Source organism: Rhizobium sp. YTU87027, from assembly GCF_050644135.1.
Taxonomy (GTDB): Bacteria; Pseudomonadota; Alphaproteobacteria; order Rhizobiales; family Rhizobiaceae; genus Rhizobium.
The window spans coordinates 819,463-844,400 of the sequence record NZ_CP098440.1 but is presented as its reverse complement, the minus strand read 5'-3'; the positions used below and the strand labels follow the sequence as shown (position 1 = coordinate 844,400).

Annotated in this window: 20 protein-coding genes; 13 read left to right on the top strand and 7 right to left on the bottom strand. The window is 59.8% G+C overall.

Going from position 1 to position 24,938, the window contains the following annotated elements; genetic code table 11:
- Positions 1-1,245, top strand: a complete 1,245-nt coding sequence (locus NBG89_RS04200; protein ID WP_431321850.1) for an RNA polymerase sigma factor — start codon at positions 1-3, stop codon at positions 1,243-1,245.
- On the opposite strand, the gene NBG89_RS04195 is transcribed toward NBG89_RS04200, so the two are convergent.
- On the bottom strand, positions 1,213-2,175 hold the full coding sequence (locus tag NBG89_RS04195) for a lysylphosphatidylglycerol synthase domain-containing protein (protein WP_431321849.1): 963 nt from the start codon (positions 2,173-2,175) through the stop codon (positions 1,213-1,215). The genes NBG89_RS04200 and NBG89_RS04195 overlap by 33 nt on opposite strands.
- A 69-nt stretch (positions 2,176-2,244) precedes the next feature.
- Between NBG89_RS04195 and NBG89_RS04190 the strand changes: the two genes are divergently transcribed.
- Both NBG89_RS04190 and NBG89_RS04185 read left to right on the top strand, forming a co-directional pair.
- The gene (locus NBG89_RS04190) at positions 2,245-3,261 is read left to right on the top strand and encodes a glycosyltransferase family 2 protein (protein WP_088704480.1); all 1,017 of its coding nucleotides are present in this window, start codon (positions 2,245-2,247) and stop codon (positions 3,259-3,261) included.
- Positions 3,254-4,750, top strand: a complete 1,497-nt coding sequence (locus NBG89_RS04185; protein WP_431321848.1) for a glycosyltransferase family 39 protein — start codon at positions 3,254-3,256, stop codon at positions 4,748-4,750. The genes NBG89_RS04190 and NBG89_RS04185 overlap by 8 nt, the downstream gene beginning before the upstream one ends.
- 13 nt (positions 4,751-4,763) lie before the next feature.
- On the opposite strand, the gene NBG89_RS04180 is transcribed toward NBG89_RS04185, so the two are convergent.
- Positions 4,764-6,131, bottom strand: coding sequence for an aspartate aminotransferase family protein (locus tag NBG89_RS04180; RefSeq protein WP_431321847.1), 1,368 nt, complete (start codon positions 6,129-6,131; stop codon positions 4,764-4,766).
- Positions 6,132-6,184: 53 nt separating this feature from the next.
- On the opposite strand from NBG89_RS04180, the gene NBG89_RS04175 reads away from it, so the two are divergent.
- Complete coding sequence (locus NBG89_RS04175; RefSeq protein ID WP_431321846.1) at positions 6,185-7,567, top strand: glutamine synthetase family protein; 1,383 nt, start codon at positions 6,185-6,187, stop codon at positions 7,565-7,567.
- Here the strand turns inward: NBG89_RS04175 and NBG89_RS04170 are convergent.
- Positions 7,564-8,508, bottom strand: coding sequence for a diacylglycerol/lipid kinase family protein (locus NBG89_RS04170; RefSeq protein WP_431321845.1), 945 nt, complete (start codon positions 8,506-8,508; stop codon positions 7,564-7,566). The two genes, NBG89_RS04175 and NBG89_RS04170, sit on opposite strands and share 4 nt — an antisense overlap.
- A 313-nt stretch (positions 8,509-8,821) precedes the next feature.
- Here NBG89_RS04170 and NBG89_RS04165 point away from each other — a divergent pair, with 313 nt between their 5' ends.
- The gene (locus NBG89_RS04165) at positions 8,822-10,036 is read left to right on the top strand and encodes an MFS transporter (RefSeq protein ID WP_431321844.1); all 1,215 of its coding nucleotides are present in this window, start codon (positions 8,822-8,824) and stop codon (positions 10,034-10,036) included.
- Between the two features lie 257 nt (positions 10,037-10,293).
- Positions 10,294-11,670: a magnesium transporter gene (gene mgtE, locus NBG89_RS04160; protein ID WP_431321843.1), complete on the top strand. Its 1,377-nt coding sequence runs from the start codon at positions 10,294-10,296 to the stop codon at positions 11,668-11,670.
- A gap of 30 nt (positions 11,671-11,700) precedes the next feature.
- Here mgtE and NBG89_RS04155 read toward each other — a convergent pair whose 3' ends face one another.
- Positions 11,701-12,174: an Lrp/AsnC family transcriptional regulator gene (locus NBG89_RS04155; RefSeq protein WP_431321842.1), complete on the bottom strand. Its 474-nt coding sequence runs from the start codon at positions 12,172-12,174 to the stop codon at positions 11,701-11,703.
- Positions 12,175-12,320: 146 nt separating this feature from the next.
- Here NBG89_RS04155 and NBG89_RS04150 point away from each other — a divergent pair, with 146 nt between their 5' ends.
- Complete coding sequence (locus NBG89_RS04150) at positions 12,321-13,223, top strand: DMT family transporter (protein WP_431321841.1); 903 nt, start codon at positions 12,321-12,323, stop codon at positions 13,221-13,223.
- A gap of 72 nt (positions 13,224-13,295) precedes the next feature.
- On the opposite strand, the gene NBG89_RS04145 is transcribed toward NBG89_RS04150, so the two are convergent.
- Both NBG89_RS04145 and NBG89_RS04140 read right to left on the bottom strand, forming a co-directional pair.
- Positions 13,296-13,811 (bottom strand): GNAT family N-acetyltransferase, encoded by a 516-nt coding sequence (locus NBG89_RS04145; protein ID WP_431321840.1) that lies wholly within the window; start codon positions 13,809-13,811, stop codon positions 13,296-13,298.
- 9 nt (positions 13,812-13,820) lie between these two features.
- Positions 13,821-15,485, bottom strand: a complete 1,665-nt coding sequence (locus NBG89_RS04140; protein ID WP_431321839.1) for an electron transfer flavoprotein-ubiquinone oxidoreductase — start codon at positions 15,483-15,485, stop codon at positions 13,821-13,823.
- Positions 15,486-15,731: 246 nt separating this feature from the next.
- On the opposite strand from NBG89_RS04140, the gene NBG89_RS04135 reads away from it, so the two are divergent.
- The 6 genes from NBG89_RS04135 to NBG89_RS04110 all read left to right on the top strand — a co-directional run bounded on the left by NBG89_RS04135 (position 15,732) and on the right by NBG89_RS04110 (position 23,851).
- Complete coding sequence (locus NBG89_RS04135) at positions 15,732-16,520, top strand: SDR family oxidoreductase (RefSeq protein ID WP_431321838.1); 789 nt, start codon at positions 15,732-15,734, stop codon at positions 16,518-16,520.
- 212 nt (positions 16,521-16,732) lie between these two features.
- On the top strand, positions 16,733-18,007 hold the full coding sequence (locus NBG89_RS04130) for an efflux RND transporter periplasmic adaptor subunit (RefSeq protein ID WP_431321837.1): 1,275 nt from the start codon (positions 16,733-16,735) through the stop codon (positions 18,005-18,007).
- On the top strand, positions 18,004-21,120 hold the full coding sequence (locus tag NBG89_RS04125) for an efflux RND transporter permease subunit (protein WP_431321836.1): 3,117 nt from the start codon (positions 18,004-18,006) through the stop codon (positions 21,118-21,120). The genes NBG89_RS04130 and NBG89_RS04125 overlap by 4 nt, the downstream gene beginning before the upstream one ends.
- A gap of 168 nt (positions 21,121-21,288) precedes the next feature.
- Positions 21,289-22,581 (top strand): Hsp70 family protein, encoded by a 1,293-nt coding sequence (locus NBG89_RS04120; RefSeq protein ID WP_431321835.1) that lies wholly within the window; start codon positions 21,289-21,291, stop codon positions 22,579-22,581.
- Positions 22,582-22,640: 59 nt separating this feature from the next.
- The gene (locus NBG89_RS04115; RefSeq protein WP_431321834.1) at positions 22,641-23,510 is read left to right on the top strand and encodes a uracil-DNA glycosylase; all 870 of its coding nucleotides are present in this window, start codon (positions 22,641-22,643) and stop codon (positions 23,508-23,510) included.
- A 149-nt stretch (positions 23,511-23,659) separates the two neighbouring features.
- On the top strand, positions 23,660-23,851 hold the full coding sequence (locus tag NBG89_RS04110) for a hypothetical protein (protein WP_088704467.1): 192 nt from the start codon (positions 23,660-23,662) through the stop codon (positions 23,849-23,851).
- Between the two features lie 74 nt (positions 23,852-23,925).
- Here NBG89_RS04110 and NBG89_RS04105 read toward each other — a convergent pair whose 3' ends face one another.
- The gene (locus NBG89_RS04105) at positions 23,926-24,777 is read right to left on the bottom strand and encodes a hypothetical protein (protein WP_431321833.1); all 852 of its coding nucleotides are present in this window, start codon (positions 24,775-24,777) and stop codon (positions 23,926-23,928) included.
- Positions 24,778-24,938: the final 161 nt, after the last annotated feature.

Below are 24,938 nucleotides of genomic sequence, written 5' to 3'. Positions count from 1 at the left end.
TTGGAACGTCTGATCGAGGATATCTACCGATCGCAGTCTCGCCGGGTGCTGGCAACGCTCATCCGTCTCCTCGGCGACTTTGACCGAGCCGAAGAGGCTTTGCATGACGCGTTTGCGGCCGCTGCCCGCACATGGCCTCGCGATGGCGTTCCGGCAAACCCCTTCGGCTGGCTTGTTTCCGCCGGACGGTTTCGCGCGATCGACCATATCAGGCGCCGGTCCCGTTTCGATATGTCTGTAAAAGATATCGAGGAGAGTCTGTACGGATCTTTCGACGAAACGGAGATCGGCAACATGGACCTGATCGAAGACGACATGCTCCGCCTGATCTTCACGTGCTGCCATCCAATCATACCGGCTGAGGCGCAAATGGCGATGGCTCTCAGGGAAATATGCGGACTGACGACCGAAGAGATCGCACACGCGTTTCTCGTCCCCGCCCCCACCGTGGCACAGCGTATCGTGCGGGCGAAGAACAAGATTCGCACGGCGAAAATTCCTTACGAAGTCCCCGAGCGCGACGAATTGCCCGAGCGGCTCGACCGGGTGCTGCATGTCATCTATCTGGTTTTCAACGAGGGGTATTCCGCATCGTCCGGTAACGAAGTCGTCCGGGCCGACCTGACCTCAGAGGCCGTCCGCCTGACACGGTTGCTGGCGCGCCTCCTGCCGCATCCCGACGTTTCGGGATTGCTTGCTCTTCTCCTTCTCCAGGATTCGCGCCGCGCCGCCAGGCGAGGCTCGGAGGGAACTCTCATTCTTCTGGCCGATCAGGATCGCAAGCTTTGGGACCGAGAGAAGATTCGCGAGGGTCTCGCACGCCTCGAGGGAGCGATGCGGAATGGCGAGGTGGGCGTCTACACGCTGCAGGCAGCCATCGCCGCAGAGCACGCGCAGGCCGAAACGCCTGAGAAGACGGACTGGCGGCGTATCGTCAGCTACTACGATCTTTTGCTGTCGGCTCAGCCATCGCCGATTGCCGAACTCAACAGGGCAGTCGCAGTGGCGATGGTGGAGGGAGCCGAAAGAGGTCTGCAACTCGTTGACGCGATCCTGCAGGCAGGTGAGCTGGAGAGCTACCACCTTGCGCATTCGGCTCGTGCCGATTTTCTAAGGCAACTGGGACTGAAGGCGGATGCGATTGCTGCGTACGAGGCAGCCCTGAGGCTATGTCAGCAGGCGCCCGAGCGGGCATTCCTGAAGAAGCGAATCTCAGAGCTTTCGGCTGCGACCGAGCGGCAGTGATATTGCCGTCCCTGTCAGGGCCGAAACGATGATCAGCAGATGTGCATTGATGCTTGCCTGCGCCAAGGCAGCGAGGGCGGTCTTTTCACTGGACGCACCGAGGGCGACGGCTCCGGCGGTTATCCCGGCAGGATACGTTCCGACGCCACCCGGAGCGTGCACCGGGAGCACTGAAGAGAGTTCGCCGCCCAATGCCCCGCCGAAGCTTGCGGCCATCGGCAAGACACCCATGAGGTTTAGAGCCCAAGCAAGGACCAGCACCTTGACGAGCCAGTTGATGACGGTCATTGCCCAGGCACGGGTGAAGGCCGCTGCATCCACTGGAAGTCCCCTCTCGATTTCGACCACGAGCTTCTGCGCTTTGATTGGCAGCAGCCGACTCGAAAGCCGCAACAACGGTTGCCTGAATGCGAAAGCAGCTACTGGAAGCGCCAGGAAAATGGTCCAAACAAGCCATGCGATGATCTGGTGCGGGGACGCGATTGCAAAGCCTATGCCGGCGGCAGCCAGCAAGGCGTGCAGATCGAGCAAACGCATGACCAAGAGCGCAGACGTACCACGCGCCAGTGGGATACCAAACTCGGTACGCATCAAGATCGGAAAGCTCGTCTCGCCCGTTCGAAACGGGAGCATGATATTCAGAAGGTTGTGAATCTGCGTAACTCGGAAAAGCACCTTGAAGCGGCCGGCCGTCTCCCGCGGGAAATAATCGTAGATGCGCCAGGTCCTGAGGAAGTAGGTGCTGGTGAGCAAAATCAGGGCGCTGACAACCGGGATTGCACCCACTTCTGCCCATTGACCGAGAATGACCGGCCAGCCCCAGAACCACTGGATGAAAAGCGCATAAGCCGCCACGATTGCGATCGTGAGCAGCGTCATCCGATTGCGGATAAACCAGGATTGTCGGCTGGCAACAACCGGAAACTTCATATAGTAGGCTTTCCTGACTATCGCGGCGAAAGCCGCCTGCGGCCGTGCGCCTTGTAGGAGAAATCAAACGTGCAGACAACGGTAGACTCGCGTCAAGGCCTCGTGGAAGCGATGCGGCCGGTCGAATTGTCGTTGGTTGTGCCTGTCTTCAACGAAGAAGAGAGCGTCGGCCCCCTTATCGATCGTATCTGCTTGGCCATGGCAAATTATCCCGACCGCTGGGAGCTTATCCTGGTGGACGATGGCAGCACGGATGCGACGCTAGCAAATGCCCGCAAGCATATCGGCCGCGAGGGGCTTGTCCTGCGGATCGTCGAATTGCAGCGCAACTTCGGCCAGACCGCCGCTATGCAGGCAGGCATCGACGCCGCCACAGGGCGGTTGATCGCCACCATGGACGGCGACCTGCAGAACGACCCGAAGGACATTCCGTCGATGGTTGCCGAACTCGAGCGCCGCCAGCTCGATCTTCTGGTTGGCTGGCGCAAGAACCGTCAAGATGGTCTGCTGCTGCGCAAGATCCCGTCTTGGTGCGCCAACTACCTGATCGGACGTATTACCGGCGTGAAATTGCACGACTACGGCTGCAGCCTGAAAATCTACCGTGCCTCGATCATCAAGCAGGTGAAGCTGATGGGCGAAATGCATCGCTTCATCCCCGCTTGGGTCGCTGGCGTCGTGCCGAGCTCGCGCATCGGCGAGATGGTCGTGACCCACCATGCCCGTCAGCACGGACAGTCCAAGTACGGCATCTCGCGCACGTTCCGTGTTATCCTCGACCTGCTCTCGGTCATGTTCTTCATGCGCTACAAGGCACGGCCAGGCCACTTCTTCGGCTCTTTGGGCCTTGGCCTTGGCGCAATCTCGGCGCTGATCATGCTGTATCTGTTCGTCGACAAATTCATCCTCGGCAACGATATCGGCACCCGCCCGATGCTGATGGTCGGCGTCGTCTTCATGCTTTCCTCGGTCCAACTTATCACGACCGGCATTCTCGCCGAGATGATCGCTCGCACCTACTATCGTGACGACGCCTCACCGAACTACATCGTCCGACAGGTCTTCGACGGAAGTGAGAATGCGTAATCTGCTGATCCGCAAGCCGGACACCGTCGTTCTTCTGCTGGCCGCATATTTCGTTGTCAGCTTCGTCGTCCGTCTGCTGGTCCCAAACGGCCTGCGAGTGGATGAATCCCAGCAAGCTTTCTTCTCACAGTGGCTTGTGGCCGGCTACGACACCCAGCCGCCACTCTACAATTGGGTCCAGGCAGTGGTCGTGTCCGTGTTCGGATTGTCGGTCGTAACGATTGCCGCAGCCAAGAACCTGATCCTGTTTCTTCTTTTCCTAAGCTACTACAAGCTCGCAGAGCTGGTTCTTGGCGACCGCTTGTTTGCCGCCATCGCGACGCTTTCACTGTTCACGATTCCGCAGATTTTCTGGCAAGCACAAAGGGACCTGACCCATACGGTCGCCCAGATGCTGATGATCAACCTGCTTCTTTACAGCATCGTCAAGACGCTGAAGGCGCCTTCACTGCTTTCCTATGTGATGATCGGTGTCGCGCTCGGACTCGGCATGTTGACGAAGTACAACTTCACGCTCGTCGTATCTGGAGTCCTTATTGCGGTTCTCCTGCATCCGGAAGGCCTGAAGCGGCTGCTCGACCGACGCTTCCTGCTGTCGCTGGCTATTGCGGTCCTGATCTTTCTGCCACACGGCCTTTGGCTACTCGACAATCTTAGCCTCGCCGCAACCCGCACACTGCATACCATGGGGCAGGAAGCGCCGAGCGGTTCATTGGCGAAACTCATCAAGGGTCCAACCGAATTCTTCGGGCAGATCCTCGTGATCATAGCGCCTCTCGTCGCGGTTTATGCGATCATCTTCGGTAAGAAGTTTCTCCTGAATTTGCGTCCGACGACTGTCTGGGCTCACTTTTTCGACACCCTATTCCTGGCGATTGGTCTGCAAGTTTTGTTGCTGGTTTTCGCCATCGGCATAACCTCCATGCGCGACCGATGGGTGCTACCCTTCCTGTTCCTGATGCCGATCGCGTTCTGCCTGAAGATGCAGGCGCGCGGAATTCAAGCCGACGATTTCGCGAAGCGCTTCCTTGTCGTGCCGCTTGCCGTGATGATCGTCGTGCCGGCGCTGGTTTTCGTCCGTGCGAACGTACCGACGCTTTTCGGCCGACCTGAGGCCTACAATGCGCCTTACGAGGAATTCGTCGGCAGGATTCTTGCCGAGGAAGGTAAGCGCCCAGGGCTAGTGTTGACCGATGGCTGGCTCGCATCCGGCAACCTGCGTCTGCAACTGCCCGACGTCCCGACGCTGTGCACGTTTTTCGGCAATCTGGAGGTCGACTACGAGTGGACAGCCGAGAAGCCAATCCTGGCCGTCTGGCTCACCTCCGAAGAGGAAGCGGCCTTGCAACCGGAATTGGATGCATGGGTGCAGACAAACCTTGGCCCCCAATACTCGGACGTGGCGGTGAAGCACATGAGCGTCGGGTATATTCGCGCGCGACCGGAAGACCAGCGTCTCTTCGGTTACGCCTGGATCTATCCGCGGTAACTCGTCGCGCCGCCTAATTCCGCAGTTCTTTCCATGCGGCATCAAGCGCGATCTTCGTGATACGCGCCATCTCATCCACCTCGTCATACGTGATGACGAGTGGTGGTGAAGCCAGCATCCTGTCCCCGGTTGCGCGCAGAACAAGTCCGTTTGCGAGCGCGTGGTTACGTACGAGGGCGCCAGCGGCATCCGGCTTCTGGAAACGGGCGCGGCTTGCCTTGTCGGCAGTCAGTTGCAGCGCGCCCATGAGGCCGACATTTACCGCCTCGCCGATGAGATCGTGATCGCCAAGCGCGCTCCAGACCTTGCCAAAGTAAGGGCCTATGTCCTGACGAACGCGCTCGACCAACCTTTCGTCCTCAATGATGCGGAGATTTTCCAGAGCCGCGGCGGCACAAACGGGATGACCGGAATAGGTAAAGCCGTGATTGAAATCCCCGACCTCGCCGATCAAAACGTCAGCGATACGGTCGCCGACGAGCACGCCGCCAATCGGGAGGTAGCCCGATGAAAGTCCCTTGGCGATTGGCGCTAGATCAGGCTCGACACCGTAGTACTGGTGGCCGAACCATTCCCCGAGGCGCCCGAAACCGCAGATCACCTCATCGCAGACCAAAAGGATGTTGCGTGCCTTGCAGATCCGGGCAATCTCCGGCCAGTAGGTGTCAGGTGGGATGATGACACCCGCGGCACCCTGGATCGGCTCAGCCACGAAGGCGGCGACATTCTCCTCGCCGAGTTCGTCGATCTTGGATTCCAACTCCCGTGCAACTTCCAGGCCGAACTCAGCCGGAGACAGTTCTTCGCCCTCGCCGTACCAGTAGGGTTGCCCGATATGCACGATGCCCGGTATCGGCAGGTCGCCCTGCTCATGCATGTACTTCATGCCGCCGAGACTGGCGCCGGCAACCGTTGAGCCGTGATAGCCATTCTTACGGGCGATGACGATCTTCTTCGAAGGCTTGCCGACCGCGCTCCAATAGACCCGTGCCATCCGGAACCACGTGTCGTTCGCCTCGGAACCCGAGCCCGTGAAGAAAACATGGTTGAAGTGCGGTCCAGCGTGGGAGGTGACCTTTTCGCCGAGCAACGTCGTCGGTGTCGTCGTCGTGCCGAAGAAGGTGTTATAATAGGGCAGTTCGTTCATCTGGCGGGCAACGGCGTCGGTAATCTCCTTCCGCCCATAACCGACATTGACGCACCACAACCCTGCAAAGCCATCCAGATAGCGCTTGCCGTGGCTATCCCAGATATAGACGCCCTCGCCGCGTTGGATGATGCGAGTACCGTCGGCATTCAGCTTCCCCATGTCCGAGAAAGGATGCAGATGATGGGCCGCATCGATAGCAGCGAGGTTGGAACGTGTGTAAGTATCGGACATGATTTACAAATCACCTTCGGAGATTGAAAGCCTCTTTCCAATAGGTTACGACCTTGGCCTTCTCCGAAAGGATTTTCAAGATCATGGCAGACGACAAGATTCATGATACGGCAGCCGGCGGCAACCCGCGCATCGAACTCCTTCTCGTCGGTATGAACGGTGATCTGCGCGGGAAGCAGATTCCGCTCGATGCCCAAAAGAAAATCTGGGCTGGGGAAGTCCGCCTCCCCTCTTCGACGCAATCGCTCGATGTCTGGGGCGATGACAACGACGACATCACCGGCCTCTCGCTTTCCGTCGGCGATCCGGATGGCAATTGCATACCGGACAAGCGCAGCCTGGCGCCGATGCCATGGGCGCCCGAAGGTTCGATGCAGGTCCTTGCTACGATGCATGAATTCGACGGTACGCCGAGCTTCATGGACCCCCGCGCTATCCTTGCATCGGTGTTGAAGCGGTATGAAGAACGCGGCCTGACGCCTGTTGTCGCTACCGAACTCGAATTCTATGTCGTCGAGCCGAATTGGCGTGAGACAGGCCGGCCTTCACCACCCACCAATCTCACCTATCGCGGCGAACCGAACGGCTTCCAGCTTTACGACATGACCGCCGTCGATGCGCTCGACGACTATCTGCAGACCGTACGCGCCTATGCCAAGGCGCAGGGATTGCCGGCTGATGCGACAACGGCGGAGTTCGGCCCCGGGCAGTTCGAGATCAACTTGCTGCACCGGCCCGATGCTCTCGCCGCGGCCGACGACTGCATCTATCTGAAGCGTATTGTGGAGCAGGCGGCGCGTAAGCACGGACTGAAATCCACCTGCATGGCGAAGCCCTACTCGGACCATGCCGGCTCTGGACTTCATGTGCATGCCAGCGTCCTCGACAAGGATGGGAGGAATATTCTCGATGCCAAAGGCGACGACCCGCGGAGGCTGAAATCTGTGTGTGCCGGGCTGCTTCAAACCATGCGGGATGCGCAACTCGTCTTCGCACCGTTCGCTAATTCCTATCGCCGTTTCCAGCCCGGATCGTTTGCGCCCGTCGACCTGACTTGGGGATACGGTCACCGTGGCACAGCTGTCCGCATCCCGGATCTGAATGGCCCGGCTGCTCGCATCGAACACCGTGTGGCTGGCGCCGATGCCAACCCCTATCTGCTGCTCGCCGCGATTCTGGGCGGCATGTTGCTCGGCATCGATTCCGAACTCGATCCCGGCGAGGAAACGACGCCGTCGCATATGCCTCGACACACAACGCAACTAACCCACGATTTTCTGACGGCGGTCGACGCCTTCCGTGTCTCGCCGTTCATCGCCGACATATTCGGTGAGCGCTACCAGAAGCTCTACGGCGACACGAAACGCAAAGAGGCCACCACCTACCTGCGCACCGTCTCGGACTTCGACTACCGCACCTACCTGCCGCGCCTCTAGTTTGCAGATTCGCGGCGCTCGGATTGCTCCACCTGCGCGGCGAGCCCCTGTTTCACCAGCACCTTCAACTCGCCAGGGTGCAGCTTCAGCGCCACGTCACGCGCAAGCGGCAGCAATTCGCCGTCCATCACACAGTTTGCCTTGGCACGGAGTTTGGGGAAATGTAGGTGAACTTCCGCCGGATGCATGATCATCACGTCGGCATTTTCCCTCACCTTGCCTCTCAGCAGATCAATCGCCAAGCGGGCGACGCCGAGCGGCTTCAGCGGCTTGGCGGTATAGAAGCCTAGTTCACCGCTGGTAAGGCTGTCGGCATAAAGCAACGCGTTCTGGCCGAAAGGGTTGTTTGAGACCGAGATTGCGGAAACCCGGCGGCGCTCGCGAACGCCCCCGGCTTCAAAATCGACCTCGAACTCGGGCGGATTTAGTATGACGCCGCAGGCGGCACGCAAGCTTGCCCTCATCTTTCCGAACCGCGAGCGATACGTGTAAGAATCTCGATAGCGTACCATGCGCGCATGGAGCCCGGCTGAGAACTGATGAATGAACGGTCGACCGTTGGCGCTGGCTATATCGACGTGATCGACTTCGCCAAATGCAAGTGTCTCAAGCGCCTGCCATATATCGAGGGGAACACGCAAGGAACGGGCGAAAAGGTTCATTGTGCCCGCCGGCACGACGCCGAGCGCGACACCGTTCTTCCAGGCGATTGACGCAGCCGCCGATATCGTCCCGTCACCGCCGCCGGCAACGATGCCATCGATGTCGTCACGGCGCGCCGCGCGCTCCATGGCGGGCACGATCTCCTTGCCGGAGAAGACGATCGCATCGAAATCGTGACCAGCCTCCCTGAAGATCGCTTCGGCCCGTCTTTCATAGGCTTCCATATCGGTGGCCCTGAACGTCCCACCGTCTCGATTGAAAAAGCCAATTAGTTTCATCAGGTTCCCGTTAGTCCTTGGCGACAGGCAAAGCCTGCCGGCGCTGCTAGAGATGGTTCCTGCAGCGGCGATTTCAAGCTAAGGCGCACCGCGCGGCCCCGCGGGAGAGGAGATAGAGCCAGCAAATTTGCAAGGGACGTATGCATATCAGGGGACGCTGCACTGCAGAAAACGCACTCGACCTACAGGAGGCTATCATTGATAGATGGGATAGTGGAGCTTTGTCCCCATCTCCCTTCATCTCCGGCCTACCGGTCACGGCTGCATCGCGCCCCGCCCCGTATGTCACCTATCGAATGCCAAGGAGTGCGTCTTGAGCCAGGTCGCCGTAAACGATTCCATTGACACGAGCTCCTTGGTCGAAGCCCCATCGCCGATGGCCATCGCGCTCGTGCAACTGGCGCTCGCCTGCGGCGGCTTTGGCATTGGCACCGGCGAATTCGCTATCATGGGTCTTTTGCCTAACGTCGCCGACACCTTCTCCGTGACGACGCCGCAGGCAGGCTATGTGATCAGCGCCTATGCACTTGGTGTCGTTGTGGGCGCGCCCGTCATTGCGGTTCTTGCTGCGAAAATGGCGCGACGCTCATTGCTCCTGCTCGTCATGGGCATCTTTGCGATCGGCAACATCTTGAGCGCGATGGCCCCAACCTTCGATAGCTTCACAGCGATGCGTTTCGTGACAGGCCTCCCGCACGGAGCCTACTTCGGCGTTGCCGCGATCGTCGCCGCATCCATGGTGCCGACGCACAAGCGCGCCCGCGCTGTCGGCCGCGTCATGCTCGGGTTGACGGTCGCGACACTGCTGGGAACGCCACTCGCCACTGTGTTCGGGCAGTCTCTCAACTGGCGGCTTGCCTTTACGATCGTTGGAATCATCGGCCTGCTGACGGTAGCGCTGATCTGGTACTACGTGCCGCGCGACCGCGTCGCCGACGGTGCAAGCTTCAAGCGGGAGCTCGGCGCCTTCAAGCGACCGCAGGTTCTGCTGACCCTCGCTACTGCATCTGTCGGCTTCGGCGGGATGTTTGCCATGTTCAGCTACATCGCGCCTACGACGACGCAGGTGGCGATGCTGCCGGAAAGCACGGTCGCCGTGATGCTGATCATCTTCGGCATCGGGATGAACGTCGGCAATGTCGTCGGCTCCTGGCTCGCCGACAAATCGCTGATGGGCACGATCGGCGGCAGCCTTGTATTCAACATCGTCGTGCTGACCCTGTTCTCTCTGACGGCCACCAATCCCTTCATGCTGGCACTTTGCGTATTCTGCACCGGTTGCGGCTTTGCTGCTGGTCCCGCGGTCCAAACCCGACTGATGGATGTCGCAGCGGATGCGCAGACGCTCGCTGCGGCATCTCACCACTCCGCGTTCAACATCGCGAATGCGCTCGGCGCATGGCTCGGTGGCCTGGTCATCGCAGAGGGCTATGGTTTCGCCGCCACCGGCTATGTCGGCGCGATCCTGTCGTTTATCGGCATCTTTGTGTTCGCGGCTTCTCTAAGCCTCGATCGCCACAACCGCTGAAACATCCGGAATGCCGTGCGTAGGGTGCGGCATTCTGGCACCAAGCACCTCAAGCGCTTGACTTTTTTGCCAATTGAGACCACCTACAACCTTACGCGGATCGCGTCTGTTTTCCGCGGATATCAACGGAGCCATCATCACGATGCCAAGCGACAGTAGCAGTCGATTGCCTTTGCCGTACGCGGCCCTCGTGCTGACCTGACTCCTGTCGGGCTCGCCCGTCGGTCGCTACGGCGGATCGACGGAAAGGCGAGCCTATGAACATCAATCGCTTCCCATTGCGGGCGGGCCATGCCGCTCGTTTCTTCAGCAGCGACCACCTCGGCCCGATCACCACGGCTGAGCGCGTCGAGCAGCTGAACGCACTTGAAATTTCCGAAGCCGCAGCGATCCTGGTTACCCTGCCGCAACAGAAGGCCGTGCGCATTCTCGGACGCCCCGAGTTGCATCACGCAGCCGCGATCCTTGCTGACATGCCGACCGAGCATGCCGCACGGCTGCTCAATGCCTTAGCGAACGACCGCGTTGCCGACCTCTTTCAGGAGATGAACGAGGGGGGCCGCGCCCACCTCTTCTCACGGCTGGATCGCACGACCTGTCTCGCCGTCCAGCATCTGATGGGTTATCCGCCCCGCACGGCCGGCAGCATCATGACGACGGAATTCGTCAGCGTGCCCGACACCTGGACGGTCGAACAGACGCTGGAGCATGTGCGCAAGGTTGAGCGTTCGCGCGAGACGGTCTATGCCATCTACGTCCTTGACGCCGTCAGCCGCGTGCTGACGAGCGTCGTCACGTTGCGCCGTCTCATCACAGGCCATCCCAGTGATTCCGTTCTGACGGTTGCGCAGAAGGAAGGGGTTGTGCGTGCCGATCCGCTGATGACGCAGGAAGATGTCGCCCGGCTGATCCGCAAGCATAATCTGCTCGCCCTGCCCGTCGTCAGCGAGGATGGCCACATGCTCGGCATCGTCACGGTCGATGACGTGATCGACACGATGATCGCCGACCAGACGGAAGACGCCCAGAAGTTCGGCGGTATGGAAGCACTCGGCAAGCCTTATATGAAGATCGGCTTTGCGGGCATGATCCGCAAGCGTGCGGGCTGGCTCTGCGCCCTCTTCCTCGGTGAAATGCTGACGGCAAGCGCCATGCAGCATTTCGAAGGCGAGTTGGAGAGGGCGATCGTGCTGACACTGTTCGTGCCGCTAATCATGAGCTCCGGCGGTAACAGCGGTTCGCAGGCGACGTCGCTGATCATTCGGGCGCTGGCGCTTGGCGAGCTGAAGCTTTCCGATTGGTGGCGCGTACTGCTGCGCGAACTGCCGACCGGCATCGTGCTTGGTACGATTCTCGGACTGGTCGGCTTCGCCCGCATCGTGCTCTGGCAGAACATCGGGCTATATGACTACGGCGAGCACTGGGTTCTGGTCGGTGTTACGATCTTTGCCGCCCTGATCGGCATCGTTACCTTCGGTTCGCTGGCGGGCTCGATGCTGCCTTTCATCCTGCAAAGGCTGCGGCTCGATCCGGCAAGCGCCTCGGCCCCGTTCGTCGCGACGCTCGTTGATGTGAGCGGGCTGGTAATCTACTTCTCGGTCGCGCTGCTGATCCTCAGCGGCACGCTTCTCTAAGCAGGAAACGGGGCCTGATCCGCCCCGTTTTCATTTCGGCTCGGGCAGCTTCAACGCTCCATGGGTTTTCATGCTGCGAATGGCGAAGTTCGAGCGGATGTCGCTTACATTCGGCAAGGTCAGCAGCGTGTCTGTCAGCAGCCGCTCATAGGCCGTGAGGTCCTCGACCACGACCTCGGCCAGGAAGTCCGCCGTTCCTGAGATCAGGAAGCACGAGACCACTTCGGGAATGGCGAGCAATGCCGCCTCCTGCGCCTGCGCATTCTCGCGGCTGTGATGGGCGACCTTGAGTTCGACGAAAACCGTCAGGCCGAGGCCGACTTCCTTGCGGTCGATGTCGGCACGGTAGGCCCGGATGACGCCGGTCTTTTCAAGATTGCGGATTCGACGCAAGCAGGGCGACGGCGACAGATTGACCTTCTCGGCAATCTCCACGTTCGTTGCCCGCGCATCCTCCTGCAGGCACTTCAGTATCGCCAGATCGAATTTATCAAGATTTGGCATGATCGAAAAAATCTCCCTAGTCTTTTGGCATATAGTTGCTCACACTAGTATTCTGGCGGCACAAATAGCAAGGACATGCCTCGCCGTTTCCGCCTACTCTTCTCTCAACCGGACAGCAGTCCGCACGATCACAAGAGGAGAGATCGATGAGCGTCGTTGCCTTCACCAATGAAAAACCCACCTCGACGTCAGTCGGATATACGGGCGCCGTTGTCACAGTCCTGATCTGGGCGACGTGGATCCTGGCGACCCGCCACAGCGTGGCGACACAGCTTGGGACGATCGACATCGGCCTGATCCGCTATGGCATTCCAGCGCTCGTTCTCGCTCCTGTCTGGCTGAAGACCGGACTGCTGCCGAAGCGTGTGCCGCTCGGTCTGCTTGTCACGATGATTGCCGGCGCGGGCGCCGTCTTCTTTCAGCTGACCACGTCGGCCATTCATTCGACCCCGGCATCTGCGGCCGGCATTCTGCTCGGCGGCTCCATGCCGCTAGCAACTGCGGTGATCGGCGTCATCGTCTTCCGGGAACGGCCTGATGTCATGCGCGTGTTCGGCCTGGCCGCAATCGTCGCGGGCGTCGCCATCCTGCTGGTTCGCAGCCTTGCCGGCGCGACCCTACCGTGGAGCAGCTTCGTGCTGCTGCCGATGGGAGCAATTCTCTGGGCAAGCTACACACATGCCTTCCGCCGCTCCGGCCTGACTGCCGTCCAGGCCAGCGCGCTCATCGCGGTCTGGTCCTTCCTGATCCATATCGCTCTGGCCATCGTCTTTGGCACGTCGATTGCCAGCGCGCCACTAGGCGAAATCGGGCTGCAGGTGTTGAGCCAGGGCGTTCTTTCCGGTCTTGCCGCGACCGTCGCCTATGGTCTCGCTGTTCATGCGCTTGGCGGCACACAGGCAGCGGCCTTCACGGCGATCACGCCGGTCCTGGCAACGATCGGCGGCGGCATGCTGCTGGGTGAGGAAATCGGCATCGCAGAGATTGCCGCTGCCATTATCACCGGACTCGGCGTAGCGCTCTCAACCGGTATCGCGTCGCGCCGATAGTAGTGCCCCAGCGGTTTGAGCCGGCGCCAATCCGCCGGCTCATTCTATTGTCAGTCAGGCGTCGCTATAATCTCAAAGGGTGAGAACCATCGCGACGCGCCGTTCCGCGTCCATCCCAACAGCGACTTCGTGATCCAGTTTTTTCCGTAGGAACTGAGGTAAGACTTCGGCGCTCAGTGCCACAAAGCCGAGGGAAGCATAGAAAGGCGCGTTGAATGGAACGTGGCGATCAGTGGTCAGCGTCAGAGACGATAGTTGGCGTCGCCGGGCCATCTCGATCGCAGCCGACATCAGATGCCGCCCGACACCTCTGCGCTGGCAATTCCGGCAGACGTCCAGTTCGATCACATAGAGCGTGCCCTCGATGTCCTCCGCCGCGAGAAAGCCAACCGGACGATCGTCGTCATCAGTGGCAACGAGCAGCAGGCTCGCGTCGAGCGACCCTCGCAATACGTCCTGCGGTAGCGCGTGCGCTTCCCTGGCAACACCGAGCGCCTCCGCAAGCGTCGCGAAGGCGTCGATTTCGATCTCAGTCAGGCGCGGCAGTTCATCGAGACGCGCCTGCCGTATGATGCAGGCATTGCTCATGCCTGCCTCTTACATATTCGGGTAGACCGGTCCCTCACCGCCCTGCGGGGGGACCCAGTTGATGTTCTGGTTCGGGTCCTTGATATCGCAGGTCTTGCAGTGGACGCAGTTCTGGGCGTTGATGACGAAGGTCTCCTGACCGTCCTTCTTAACCCATTCATAGACGCCTGCCGGACAGTAGCGCGTCGACGGACCGGCATAGATATCGTGCTCCGACCGCTTCTGCAGGCCCATGTCCTTGACCTTGAGATGTACCGGCTGGTCTTCCTCATGGTTGGTGTTCGACAGGAACACCGAGGACAGCCGGTCGAAGGTCAAGACGCCGTCCGGTTTCGGATAGGCAATCGGCTTGTGCTTGGCGGCCGGTTCCAGCGAGGCGGCATCGGTCTTGCCGTGCTTCAGCGTGCCGAAGATCGACAGACCGAACAGCTGGTTCGTCCACATGTCGAGACCGCCGAGTGCAACGCCGACAGCCGTGCCGAACTTCGACCACAACGGCTTGACGTTGCGCACCTTCTTCAGGTCCTTGCCGATGTCGCTTGAACGCCAGTCGGTCTCGATCTCAACCACCTCGTCATTGGCGCGACCGGCGGCAATCGCAGCGGCGATGCGGTTCGCCGCCATCATCCCCGACAGCACAGCATTGTGGCTGCCCTTGATGCGCGGCACATTGACGAAGCCGGCCGAACAGCCGATCAGCGCGCCGCCCGGGAAGGAGAGCTTCGGCACCGACTGCCAGCCGCCCTCGGTGATCGCGCGTGCGCCATAGGAAAGCCGCTTAGCCCCCTCGAAGGTTCCGCGGATCGAAGGATGCGTCTTGAAGCGCTGGAATTCCTCGAAGGGATGGAGGTAGGGATTCTTGTAGTTCAGGTGGACGACGAAGCCGACGGCAACGAGATTGTCTTCGAGGTGGTAAAGGAAGGAACCGCCACCGGTCTTCATGCCGAGTGGCCAGCCGAAGGAATGCTGCACCAGACCTTGGCGGTGATGCTCGGGCTTGACCTGCCAGAGTTCCTTGATGCCGATGCCGAATTTCTGCGGCTCGCGATCCCTGGACAGATCGAACTTGGCGATCAGCTGCTTGGCGAGCGAGCCGCGCACACCTTCGCCGATCAGCACATATTTGCCTGTTAGCGCCATGCCGCGCGTGTAGTTCGGGCCGGGCTCGCCGTTCTTCTCGATGCCCATGTCGCCGGTGGCGACACCAATGACCGCCCCTTCGTCGTTGTAGAGCACTTCGGTCGCGGCAAAGCCCGGATAGATCTCGACGCCGAGTTCCTCAGCCTTGGTGGCGAGCCAGCGACAGACGTTACCAAGCGAGACGATATAGTTGCCGTGGTTGCTCATCAGCGGCGGCATCAGCATGTTCGGCAGACGCACCGAGCCGGCCGGACCGAGTACCAGGAAATGGTCGTCCGTCACCTCGGTCTTGAACGGATGATCGGCCTCTTCGCGCCAGCCGGGCAGTAGGCGATCGATACCGATCGGATCGACAACGGCTCCCGACAGGATATGCGCGCCGACTTCGGCACCCTTCTCCAGCACGACGACCGACAGCTCCGGATTGACCTGCTTCAGACGGATCGCAGCCGACAGCCCCGCAGGCCCGCCGCCGACGATTACAACGTCGAATTCCATGCTTTCGCGTTCGGGCAGTTCAGTCGTATCGGTCATGCATCCATCTCCGCTCGGCCGACATTGCGGCCATATTCCCCGTGATCGGGTTATCTCTTGTCAAAACAGAGGGCTATTGTCGAGCCGGGAAACGACAGTGAATCCTCCAATTCGCGCAACAGCATTTCTGGGGCCAAATAATTATATTCGTCTTACGTAAACGTCAAATAATAAACAAATGGTGCACGCCGCTTTCGTCTCCGGTCGGCGCACCGTATAGAGAGACCGACGACTGGAGGAATTAGCATGGATCTTGGCATCAAAGGCAAGCGCGCACTCGTTCTGGCATCGTCGCGCGGATTGGGTCATGGCATCGCCGTAGCTTTGGCGCGTGAGGGCGCGAATGTTTTGCTTTGCGGGCGCAGTGGCGAGACGCTGGAGGCAAACTGCCGCGCCATCAATACCGAAGGACATGGCAAGGCGGATTGGATCTGGGCCGATCTCTCCGATGAGAACTTCGTAGAGACCGTAACCGCCGCCGCGTACGACAAGCTTGGCGGCGTCGATATCCTCGTCAACAACAGCGGCGGCCCGACACCGGGGACGACGCAGGATATGACGCCCGAGAAGCTGGAAACCTATTTCTTCTCCATGGTCCTGCGTGTGATTGCGCTCACCAATGCACTGCTGCCATCTATGCAGGAACAAGGCTGGGGGCGCATTCTCACCATTGCATCGTCCGGCGTCATCGAACCGATCGCCAACCTCGCGCTTTCGAACACGCTGCGCCCCGCCCTCGCCGGTTGGAGCAAGACGCTGGCAACGGAGATCGGGCGCTTTGGAATCACCTCAAACCTGCTACTCCCCGGTAGCATCCTGACGGGCCGCCTTGACGATCTCGACGGCGCCGCTGCCAAGCGGACCGGTAAGAGCCTCGATGAAATCCGGTCCGCAAAGCAAGCCGCGATTCCGATGGGCCGCTACGGAACGGTCGAGGAGTTCGCTGCGACCGCCGCCTTTCTTTGCAGCCAGCCGGCGAGCTACATTACAGGCAGTCTTGTGCGCTGCGATGGCGGCGCGGCGCGATCCGTCTGATTGAAAAGGAGAAATTCCCAAAAGTGTGGGCTACCCCACATTGCCGATGCTCAAGAAATATCATTTAAGCACATTCTTTCATTACAAAAATTTAAGCCATTATAACCACTTAGTGATGGTCGGTCCGATAATTGTGTCTTTTTTGCGCCGTAATAAACGTGGTTCAATAGAGCCTGGATTTCCGCGCAACTTGCCCCAAACCGGTCCTGCATATGAGAAAATTATTTATCACAGTCTGCATCGTCGCTGCTGCCAGCGTTAGCGTATGGCAATACAGGGAACGCATCCCTTACCTTTCGCAGTTTTTACCCAAGGCACAGCAGGCAGATGCCGCCGATGGCAGCCACCAGACGGCGGGCGGCGCATCACAGTCCGGTGACCAGAAGGGCGGCAAGGGCCGCAATCGCAACGGCGGGCCGACGCTGGTCAAGACTGTTGCAGCGGTGAAGACTACCCTGCCCCGAGACGTCACGGCTTCCGGCTGGGCTGATGCGGACGACAACACGACGATCGCGGCCCAGGAACAGGGGATCGTTACGAAGATCCTCGCATCGGACGGCGCCACCGTCAAACAGGGAGACCTGATCGCGGAGCTTGATGCACGCACGGCACAGGCAACGGTCGACAAGGACAGCGCCATGGTCGTCCGCGACCAAGCCACCCTGGCGGAAGCGGAAACGGCGCTGGCGCGCGCTAATGACCTGCTAAGCTCGAAGGCCGGCACACAGCAAAGCTACGATCAGGCGAAGGCGGCGCGCGACACGGCGGCGGCCACGGTTCAGGCGGATAAGGCGGCGCTCGCCGCCGATCAGGTCCTGCTTGAGCATACCGATATCCGCGCACCCTTCGATGGACGCCTCGGCGATATCTCGGTGAGCCCCGGTGCCTTCGTGAACGCCGGCTCGGCGATCGTAACGATCGCAAAGTACGATCCGATCTATGTGAAATTCCACCTTCAGGAACGTGACCTGAGGCAATTGAAGCTTGCCCTCGCCGCGGGGCCGGTTGATGTCAGCACTGTTCCCCAGTCCGACAAGGGCAAGCGACGTCAAGGCCATATCAGCTTCTACGACAACACCGTCGATCCAGCGTCCGGCACCATCCTCGCGAAAGCAAAGTTTGAGAACGCGACGGGCGTGTTATGGCCCGGCCAGTCGGTCAACATCGTTGTCCACTTCAACAACAATGAGCAGCAGGTCGTCGTCCCGACCGTTGCAGTCAGCCCGGGCGCCGACGGCTTCTTCGCGCTTGTGGTGCGCGATGGCAAGGCTCAGGTGACCCCGGTCACCGTGGCCCGCGCGAACGGCGGCTTCAGCGCCATCTCACGGGGCCTTTCCGAGGGTGATCACGTCATCATCGAAGGACAGGCGCAGCTGGTTGATCAGCAGCCGGTGAAGGAACAGTTCGACGACAAGGCTTTGAACGTCGCCTCCGCGGACCAGGCCGTGGGTAAGACCGAAACCATCACAGCGGGCACGGAAGAATGATACCGAATTTCTGTATCCGACGTCCTGTCGCGACCACGCTACTTGCCATCGGCCTCGTGCTTGCCGGTCTTGCAGGCTATCAGCTGGTACCAGTGGCAGCCCTGCCGCAGGTCGATTTCCCGACGATCAACGTTTCAGCGGCGCTGACAGGCGCCTCGCCGCAGACGATGGCGACCTCGGTTGCGACGCCGCTGATCAAGCAGTTCCAGACCATTCCCGGCATCAGCGAAATCAGCGCCACGAACTCGCTCGGCAATACGAGCATCGTTCTGCAGTTCGACCTCAATCGCAACATCGACGCGGCAGCCGCGGACGTTCAGGCAGCAATCTCGCACGCGACGCGGCAGTTACCCGATAACATGACGACGCCGCCAAGCTACCGGAAAACGAACCCCGCCGATGCGCCGGTCATGCTGCTTGCCGTGCAGAGCGATACCATGCCGCGTAGCAAGCTCGATGAGATTGCCGAGGACATTATCTCGCCGTCCCTTTCGACCCTTCCGGGCGTCGCCGAGGTTTCGGTATTCGGTGCACAAACCTATGCGGTCCGCGTCGAGGTTGATCCAAGCAAGCTTCTCAACCGCGGCATCGGCATCGACACGGTTAACCAGGCGCTGGTCGCGGCCAACAGCCAGGTTCCCGTCGGCTCTCTGCAGAACGACACCCAGAGCATGACGATCAACGCCAACACCCAGCGTACCAACGCCGACGAATTCCGCACGCTCGTTATTGCCAATCCAAACGGCGCGCCGATCCATCTCGGCGATGTTGCCGACGTGCAAGACAGCGTCGAAAATCTGAATACCGGCAGCTGGTACGATGGCAACCGCGGCATCATTCTCGCCATTCAACGTCAGCCCGATGCGAACACCGTTGAGGTTGTCGACGCGATCAGAGCGAAGTTGCCGGGCCTGCATGCAGAGATTCCGGCCTCCGTTTCAACGAAGGTCATGAATGACTCCGCGCAACCAATCAAGGACGCGATAGCGGACGTTAAATTCACGCTCCTCCTGACGATCGGCCTCGTCGTCCTGGTTATCTATCTCTTCACCGGCCATCTGACGGCGACAATCATTCCTGGGCTCGCCGTACCGCTATCGCTGATCTCCACTTTCGGCATGATGTACGTGCTCGGCTACAGTATCGATAATATCTCATTGCTCGGACTGACGCTTGCCGTCGGCCTTGTGGTCGACGACGCGATTGTCATGCTGGAAAACATTCTCCGGCATGTCGAGGAGGGAATGCCGGTTCTCGATGCGGCCATCAAGGGTGCAGGCGAGGTGAGCTACACGATCGTTTCGATGTCGGTTTCGCTGATCGCCGTTTTCATCCCGATCCTGCTGATGGGCGGCGTCGTCGGCCGTATCTTCAACGAGTTCGGTATGGTCGTCGCCATTGCGATCGTCGCCTCTGCAGTCGTTTCGCTCACGGTGACGCCGATGTTGGCGTCGCGCCTCGGTAGCGCCCACGAGCGGCCGCCGTTCTTCATCCGCTGGTTCGACGCCGGTTTCGAGCGGACGCTCAGAGGCTACGAGAGATCGGTCGGCTGGTGCCTGAAGCACCGCCCGACGGTTCTTGCACTGTTCGTGGCGTCTGTCGGGTTGACCATCTACCTGTTCATGACGCTGCCCTCGAGCTTCTTCCCCACCGAGGATATCGGCCGCCTGAGCATCACGACGCGCGCCCGTCAGGACATTTCCTATCCAGCGATGCAGGCACTGCAGAACCAGGCCGCCGCACTCGTGAAGCAAAACCCCGCTGTCAACCACGTGATGTCGATTGTCGGCGGCAATGCACGCAGCCCCCTCAACAACGGCACCATGTACGTCGAGCTCAAGGACAAGGATCAGCGTCCGCCGCTTGATCAGACCTTGAGGGAGTTGCGAGCGAGCATCAGCAAGATCCCGGGCCTTCAGGCATACATAACGCCGCAGCAGAGCCTTCGCTTCGGCGGCCGCCAGACAGCAAGCCAATACCAGTTGGTCGTCCAGGCACTAAGCGCCGATCAGACGAACATCTGGGCAAACAAGATCCAGCAGGCGATGCGCGCCGACCCGCGTTTCACTGACGTGGCTTCCGATGCGCAGAACAACGCATTGCAAGCCAATATCGTTGTTGACACCGAGAAGGCGGCCGCCTTCGGCATCACCGACGGACAGTTGCGTACGACGCTGCAGGAAGCCTTTGGCGGATATACGGCGGCTCAGATCCAGTCGACCGGCGACAGCTATGACGTGATTGTGGAATATGACACCAGCAAGCCATGGGACGATCAGAAGCTTCAGGAAATCCGCGTCGCGTCCAACAGTGGCGCCCTGGTTCCCTTGTCGAACTTTGCGACGGTCCAGCGCACGACAGGGCCAGTGACCATCAACCAGACCGGCCAGCTTGTCTCAACAACGGTGTCGTTCAATCTGCCTGCAGGTGAAGCGCTCGGCGACGCAACGGCTGCGATCGACCAGATCAAGAAAGACATCAACATGCCCGCGGACGTCTTCACGTCCTACGGCGGCACCGCGCAGATATTCCAGCAGTCTCAGGGCAACACCCCGCTGCTGATCTTGGCGGCTGTGCTGACGATCTATGTTGTGCTGGGCGTTCTCTACGAAAGCTTCATCCACCCGTTGACGATTCTTTCAGGCCTGCCGGCCGCGGCACTCGGCGCCTTGCTGGCACTAAAGGTGATGGGCTTCGATCTTTCGATCATCGCTCTCATCGGCCTGCTGATGCTGATCGGTATCGTCAAGAAGAACGCGATCATGATGATCGACGTGGCATTGGAGAATCTGCGCTCAGGCAGCGGCATGTCGCCATCGGAAGCGATCCACGAAGCCTGCGTCCGACGTTTCCGCCCGATCATGATGACGACCTTCTGCGCCCTCCTCGGTGCGCTTCCGATCGCTCTCGGGAGTGGTGCAAGCTCCGAACTTCGCCAACCACTCGGCATTGCCGTTGTCGGCGGTCTTGTCGTATCGCAAGCGCTAACGCTGTTCATCACCCCGGTAATTTTTGTCGAGATGGGCAAGCTCAGCGATTGGCTCCTCAGCTTCGGGCGCAAGAAGAAAACCACGCACAGTGAGGAAATGCCTCAGGCCATAGCGGCTGAGTAAAGAACGAGCGGGCGCCATTGGCGCCCGCAGCATTTTTCGCTTCAAGCCTTGAATAAAGGCGGCCCCTGTGGCATTACGCGCCCTCCTCGAATTCGGGCGCGCCGTTCCGCGCCTTTGCGGAGGCTGACCTCCGATCTCAAAACATAATCGGCAGGATGAGGTGCGAGCATGGCTCAGGCGCTGGGATTCGACTTCGGCACAACGAACACGGTTTTGGCCACGGCAAACGGGCAGACAACGCATTCACTGGCCTTCACCAGTGCCGCCGGCAGCGCCGATAGCATGCGCACTGCCTTGTCTTTCATGAAGGATTCGCAACTCGGCGCATCCGCGCTGAAGGTCGAGGCAGGACACGCGGCAATCCGGCAATTCATCGACAATCCCGGCGATTGCCGGTTCCTGCAGTCGATCAAGACCTTTGCGGCAAGCGTGCTCTTTCAGGGCACCCTGATCTACGCGAAGCGCCACAGCTTCGAGGATCTGATGGAGGTCTTCATCCGTCGCCTGCGCAACTATGCCGGCGACAACTGGCCGTCAGATGTTACCCGCATCGTTACCGGTCGTCCGGTGCATTTCGCCGGCGCGAACCCGGATCCTGCGCTGGCGACCGAGCGCTATAATGAGGCGCTTTCCCGCTTCGGTTTTCCAGAGGTTCACTACGTCTATGAGCCGGTGGCCGCTGCGTTCTACTTTGCGCAGAACCTGAAGTCCGATGCCACCGTGCTGGTCGCCGACTTTGGCGGCGGTACGACCGACTATTCGCTGATCCGGTTCGAAACCGTCGGCGGGAAGCTAACGGCAACTCCGATCGGCCATTCGGGCGTCGGGATCGCCGGCGACCACTTCGACTATCGCATGATCGACAACATCGTTGCGCCGCAGATCGGCAAGGGGAGTCATTTCAAGAGCTTCGACAAGATCCTTGAAGTTCCGACAAACTATTATTCGAGCTTCGGTCGCTGGAACCAGCTCTCGATCTTCAAGACATCGCGCGAATTCGAGGATCTCAAGAAGCTCGTGCGCACGGCACTCGAACCCGAAAAGCTTGAGACCTTCATCGACCTTGTCGATCACGACGAAGGCTACCCGCTCTATCAAGCCGTTTCGGCAACTAAGATGGCGCTCTCGGCCGCCGATGAGGCTGCCTTCGACTTCGCCCCTCTCGGCCGGGGGGGTCACCGGACCATCAGGCGCGCCGACTTCGAGAGCTGGATTGCAGATGATCTCGCGCGGATCGAAGGCGCCCTTGATGACGTCTTGGAAAAGACAAACACGACATCCGGTATGATCGATAAGGTGTTCCTCACCGGCGGCACGTCGTTCGTGCCGGCTGTGCGCCGCATTTTCACCGAGCGCTTCGACGCAGACTGTATCGAGACCGGTGGCGAACTGCTATCCATCGCCCATGGCTTGGCACTGATCGGCGAACGCGAGGACATCACGCAATGGACAGTGCAATAGGTCGGCTAGCGGCCAGAGCGCTCTTTCATTGACGTCCCGGCTTCGCTAAAGTCGCCGTCATGATCTCCGTCAACGAACTCTCTCCGGGCGAACTCGCCGCGCTTTTGCATTTCCATGCGGAAGCCGGCGTTGAGTGGTTGCTCGAAGTGGAAGCTGTCGACCGCTTCGCCGAGTTCGAGGCAATGAAGGCGGCGCGACGGAGTGCGGCCTCCTCCCCGCAGGCCACCGAAGCCCGGGAAACCTCGTCACGAGCGGCCCAGGCGACGCAAAGGAATGCCCCCGCCCCCGAGCGCACCGCTCAGCGACCGCAACCGTCGATCCCCGATGGCGAGGCCGTTCAGCAGGCGCGCTTCGCGGCTGAGAGCGCCCGCTCGCTGCCGGAGCTGAAAACGGCAATCGAGGCATTCAATGGATGCAATCTCAAGCACAGTGCACGCTCGACGATCTTCGCCAGCGGAGATGCGGCAAGCGGGATCATGGTGATCGGTTCAGCGCCGGGCGCTGACGATGACCGTGAAGGCCAGCCCTTTTCCGGGCGACCTGGGCAACTGCTCGACAAGATGCTCGCGGCAATCGGTCTGCAGCGCAATACCATATTGCTGACACAGGTCATTCCCTGGCGACCACCCGGCAACCGCATTGCGTCGACCGCCGAGATGGACATCTGCCGTCCTTTCATCGAGCGGCAGATCGCGCTTGCCGAGCCGAGGGCAATTCTCGTGCTCGGCAATTTCGCCGCGCGGGTTTTTTTCGGCGAAAATGACACGATTCACGGTTTGCGCGGGCAATGGCGGGAGATCGCGGTTGGGAACCGCGTCGTTCCTGCGATCGCGACATTGCATCCACAAGATCTATTGACGGCCCCCATCAACAAGCGTCTGGCCTGGAACGATCTTTTGGCTTTTCAGGCCAAACTGGCAGCACTCTAATCTGCTCTCAAAATGGGCAATTATAAATGCTTTATGAAGCTATCTATGCGATTTACGCATATCTGCCCCTTATTCTAACGCATTGAAAACTTCATGTTGCAGTGCAATATTGCGGTGTGTCTTGGGAGGAATCAACAGGAACCAAGGCAATGACTGCACGTTTTCGTCCTATCCACTGTGGGTTTGAAACCCTTCGCCTTGCCAATGAGCAGGGTCGCACAACGCAAAGCTACAGCCGCATCGGCTTCGCCACGAACGAACAAATGGTTGCTCGCGGCACCGGCGCAAGCGGCCGCATCGCGCGCCCCGCCGCGATCTTTGCGGATTTTCAGCAATACTGAGGTCAAGGCTGGCATTTGCTGACCTCTTGTCTCATTGCTTGGCCGATCACAAATCGCCATCCCTGCCGATCGGCCTATCGCGTCCCCCAGTGGAACGCTTCATCGACATACGCGAACTTGATCGCTTGCCACTTGCAGTATTGTTCGACGAATGAGCGCGACATCCAGAGTACGGGTTTCTTGTCGGCCGTATCCCAGCCAATGCATCCTTGCTGCGCTGCCTTTGCAAAAAGCCGCTGCAAGTGCGTGCGCGATATCATGAAGTCCGCCGCAAGAGCGCGGCTGTCGACATGACCGACCACAACACGTTCGGGGTCATCTCCTTGTAAATCCATTCGGGATACCAGGTGATCGACGATCAGACCGCCGGCGTCGTTCCACAGGAAAAGCGCCACATGATCTGTGGGTTCCCGCCACCGCGGATCTTCAAGACAATTGCGCGCGATACGCGGTTGAAGGATCCGAACCAATTCCTTGCGAGCCTCAACATGGGCAACCCGATTTCCACCGTCCACCAAATCAAGAGCTCCCAGGTTCGAGACGAGCCATCCAAACATCGCGTGATGACTGGTCTCTGCCGGCTCAAAGTGGCGGGGACGACGGCGCTCCGCCCCCGGTTCGTAGGCAATGAAGCGGTAGGTGAGGAGTTCCTCGATGAAGCTCAGCACGGTGTTACGGCTGGCCGCCTTGCGGGATGTGATCTCGCCCGTCAGCCGAACGGCCGTGAACCCCGAAGTCGGATCAGCGGGATTACGCTCCATAGCGAGGGCATAGGCAGTCTGCGTTAGCAGCCAGCGTTGCTGGGAAGCAAGCAACCGTGCCAGTCGCGGGCCAGCATCGAACATGCTGCGCATACGCCCCGCGTGGAAACGAATGGCAAGGATGAATTTCGGATTCGCAACCAAGTCTTCGGCACTAAAAGGCATTTTTCACCCGACGCGCACTCATCCGTTGTAGCCACCAAGCCGGCACAACAACGTCCGGTTTCCTCAACATGCGCATTCGCGAATAAATGAAACTTCGTCAAGTTCATAGAGCGCAACAACCGTTCGGATGTCGTCACTATTCGTTGAATTTCTCCCGTAGT

Excerpts from the sequence above, each read along its gene's own strand:
- NBG89_RS04195 (WP_431321849.1), bottom strand. The coding sequence starts at position 2,175 with ATGAAGTTTCCGGTTGTTGCCAGCCGACAATCCTGGTTTATCCGCAAT.
- NBG89_RS04185 (WP_431321848.1), top strand. The coding sequence starts at position 3,254 with ATGCGTAATCTGCTGATCCGCAAGCCGGACACCGTCGTTCTTCTGCTG.
- NBG89_RS04180 (WP_431321847.1), bottom strand. The coding sequence starts at position 6,131 with ATGTCCGATACTTACACACGTTCCAACCTCGCTGCTATCGATGCGGCC.
- NBG89_RS04170 (WP_431321845.1), bottom strand. The coding sequence starts at position 8,508 with ATGAAACTAATTGGCTTTTTCAATCGAGACGGTGGGACGTTCAGGGCC.
- mgtE (WP_431321843.1), top strand. The coding sequence starts at position 10,294 with ATGAACATCAATCGCTTCCCATTGCGGGCGGGCCATGCCGCTCGTTTC.
- NBG89_RS04155 (WP_431321842.1), bottom strand. The coding sequence starts at position 12,174 with ATGCCAAATCTTGATAAATTCGATCTGGCGATACTGAAGTGCCTGCAG.
- NBG89_RS04150 (WP_431321841.1), top strand. The coding sequence starts at position 12,321 with ATGAGCGTCGTTGCCTTCACCAATGAAAAACCCACCTCGACGTCAGTC.
- NBG89_RS04145 (WP_431321840.1), bottom strand. The coding sequence starts at position 13,811 with ATGAGCAATGCCTGCATCATACGGCAGGCGCGTCTCGATGAACTGCCG.
- NBG89_RS04140 (WP_431321839.1), bottom strand. The coding sequence starts at position 15,485 with ATGACCGATACGACTGAACTGCCCGAACGCGAAAGCATGGAATTCGAC.
- NBG89_RS04135 (WP_431321838.1), top strand. The coding sequence starts at position 15,732 with ATGGATCTTGGCATCAAAGGCAAGCGCGCACTCGTTCTGGCATCGTCG.
- NBG89_RS04130 (WP_431321837.1), top strand. The coding sequence starts at position 16,733 with ATGAGAAAATTATTTATCACAGTCTGCATCGTCGCTGCTGCCAGCGTT.
- NBG89_RS04125 (WP_431321836.1), top strand. The coding sequence starts at position 18,004 with ATGATACCGAATTTCTGTATCCGACGTCCTGTCGCGACCACGCTACTT.
- NBG89_RS04120 (WP_431321835.1), top strand. The coding sequence starts at position 21,289 with ATGGCTCAGGCGCTGGGATTCGACTTCGGCACAACGAACACGGTTTTG.
- NBG89_RS04115 (WP_431321834.1), top strand. The coding sequence starts at position 22,641 with ATGATCTCCGTCAACGAACTCTCTCCGGGCGAACTCGCCGCGCTTTTG.
- NBG89_RS04110 (WP_088704467.1), top strand. The coding sequence starts at position 23,660 with ATGACTGCACGTTTTCGTCCTATCCACTGTGGGTTTGAAACCCTTCGC.
- NBG89_RS04105 (WP_431321833.1), bottom strand. The coding sequence starts at position 24,777 with ATGCCTTTTAGTGCCGAAGACTTGGTTGCGAATCCGAAATTCATCCTT.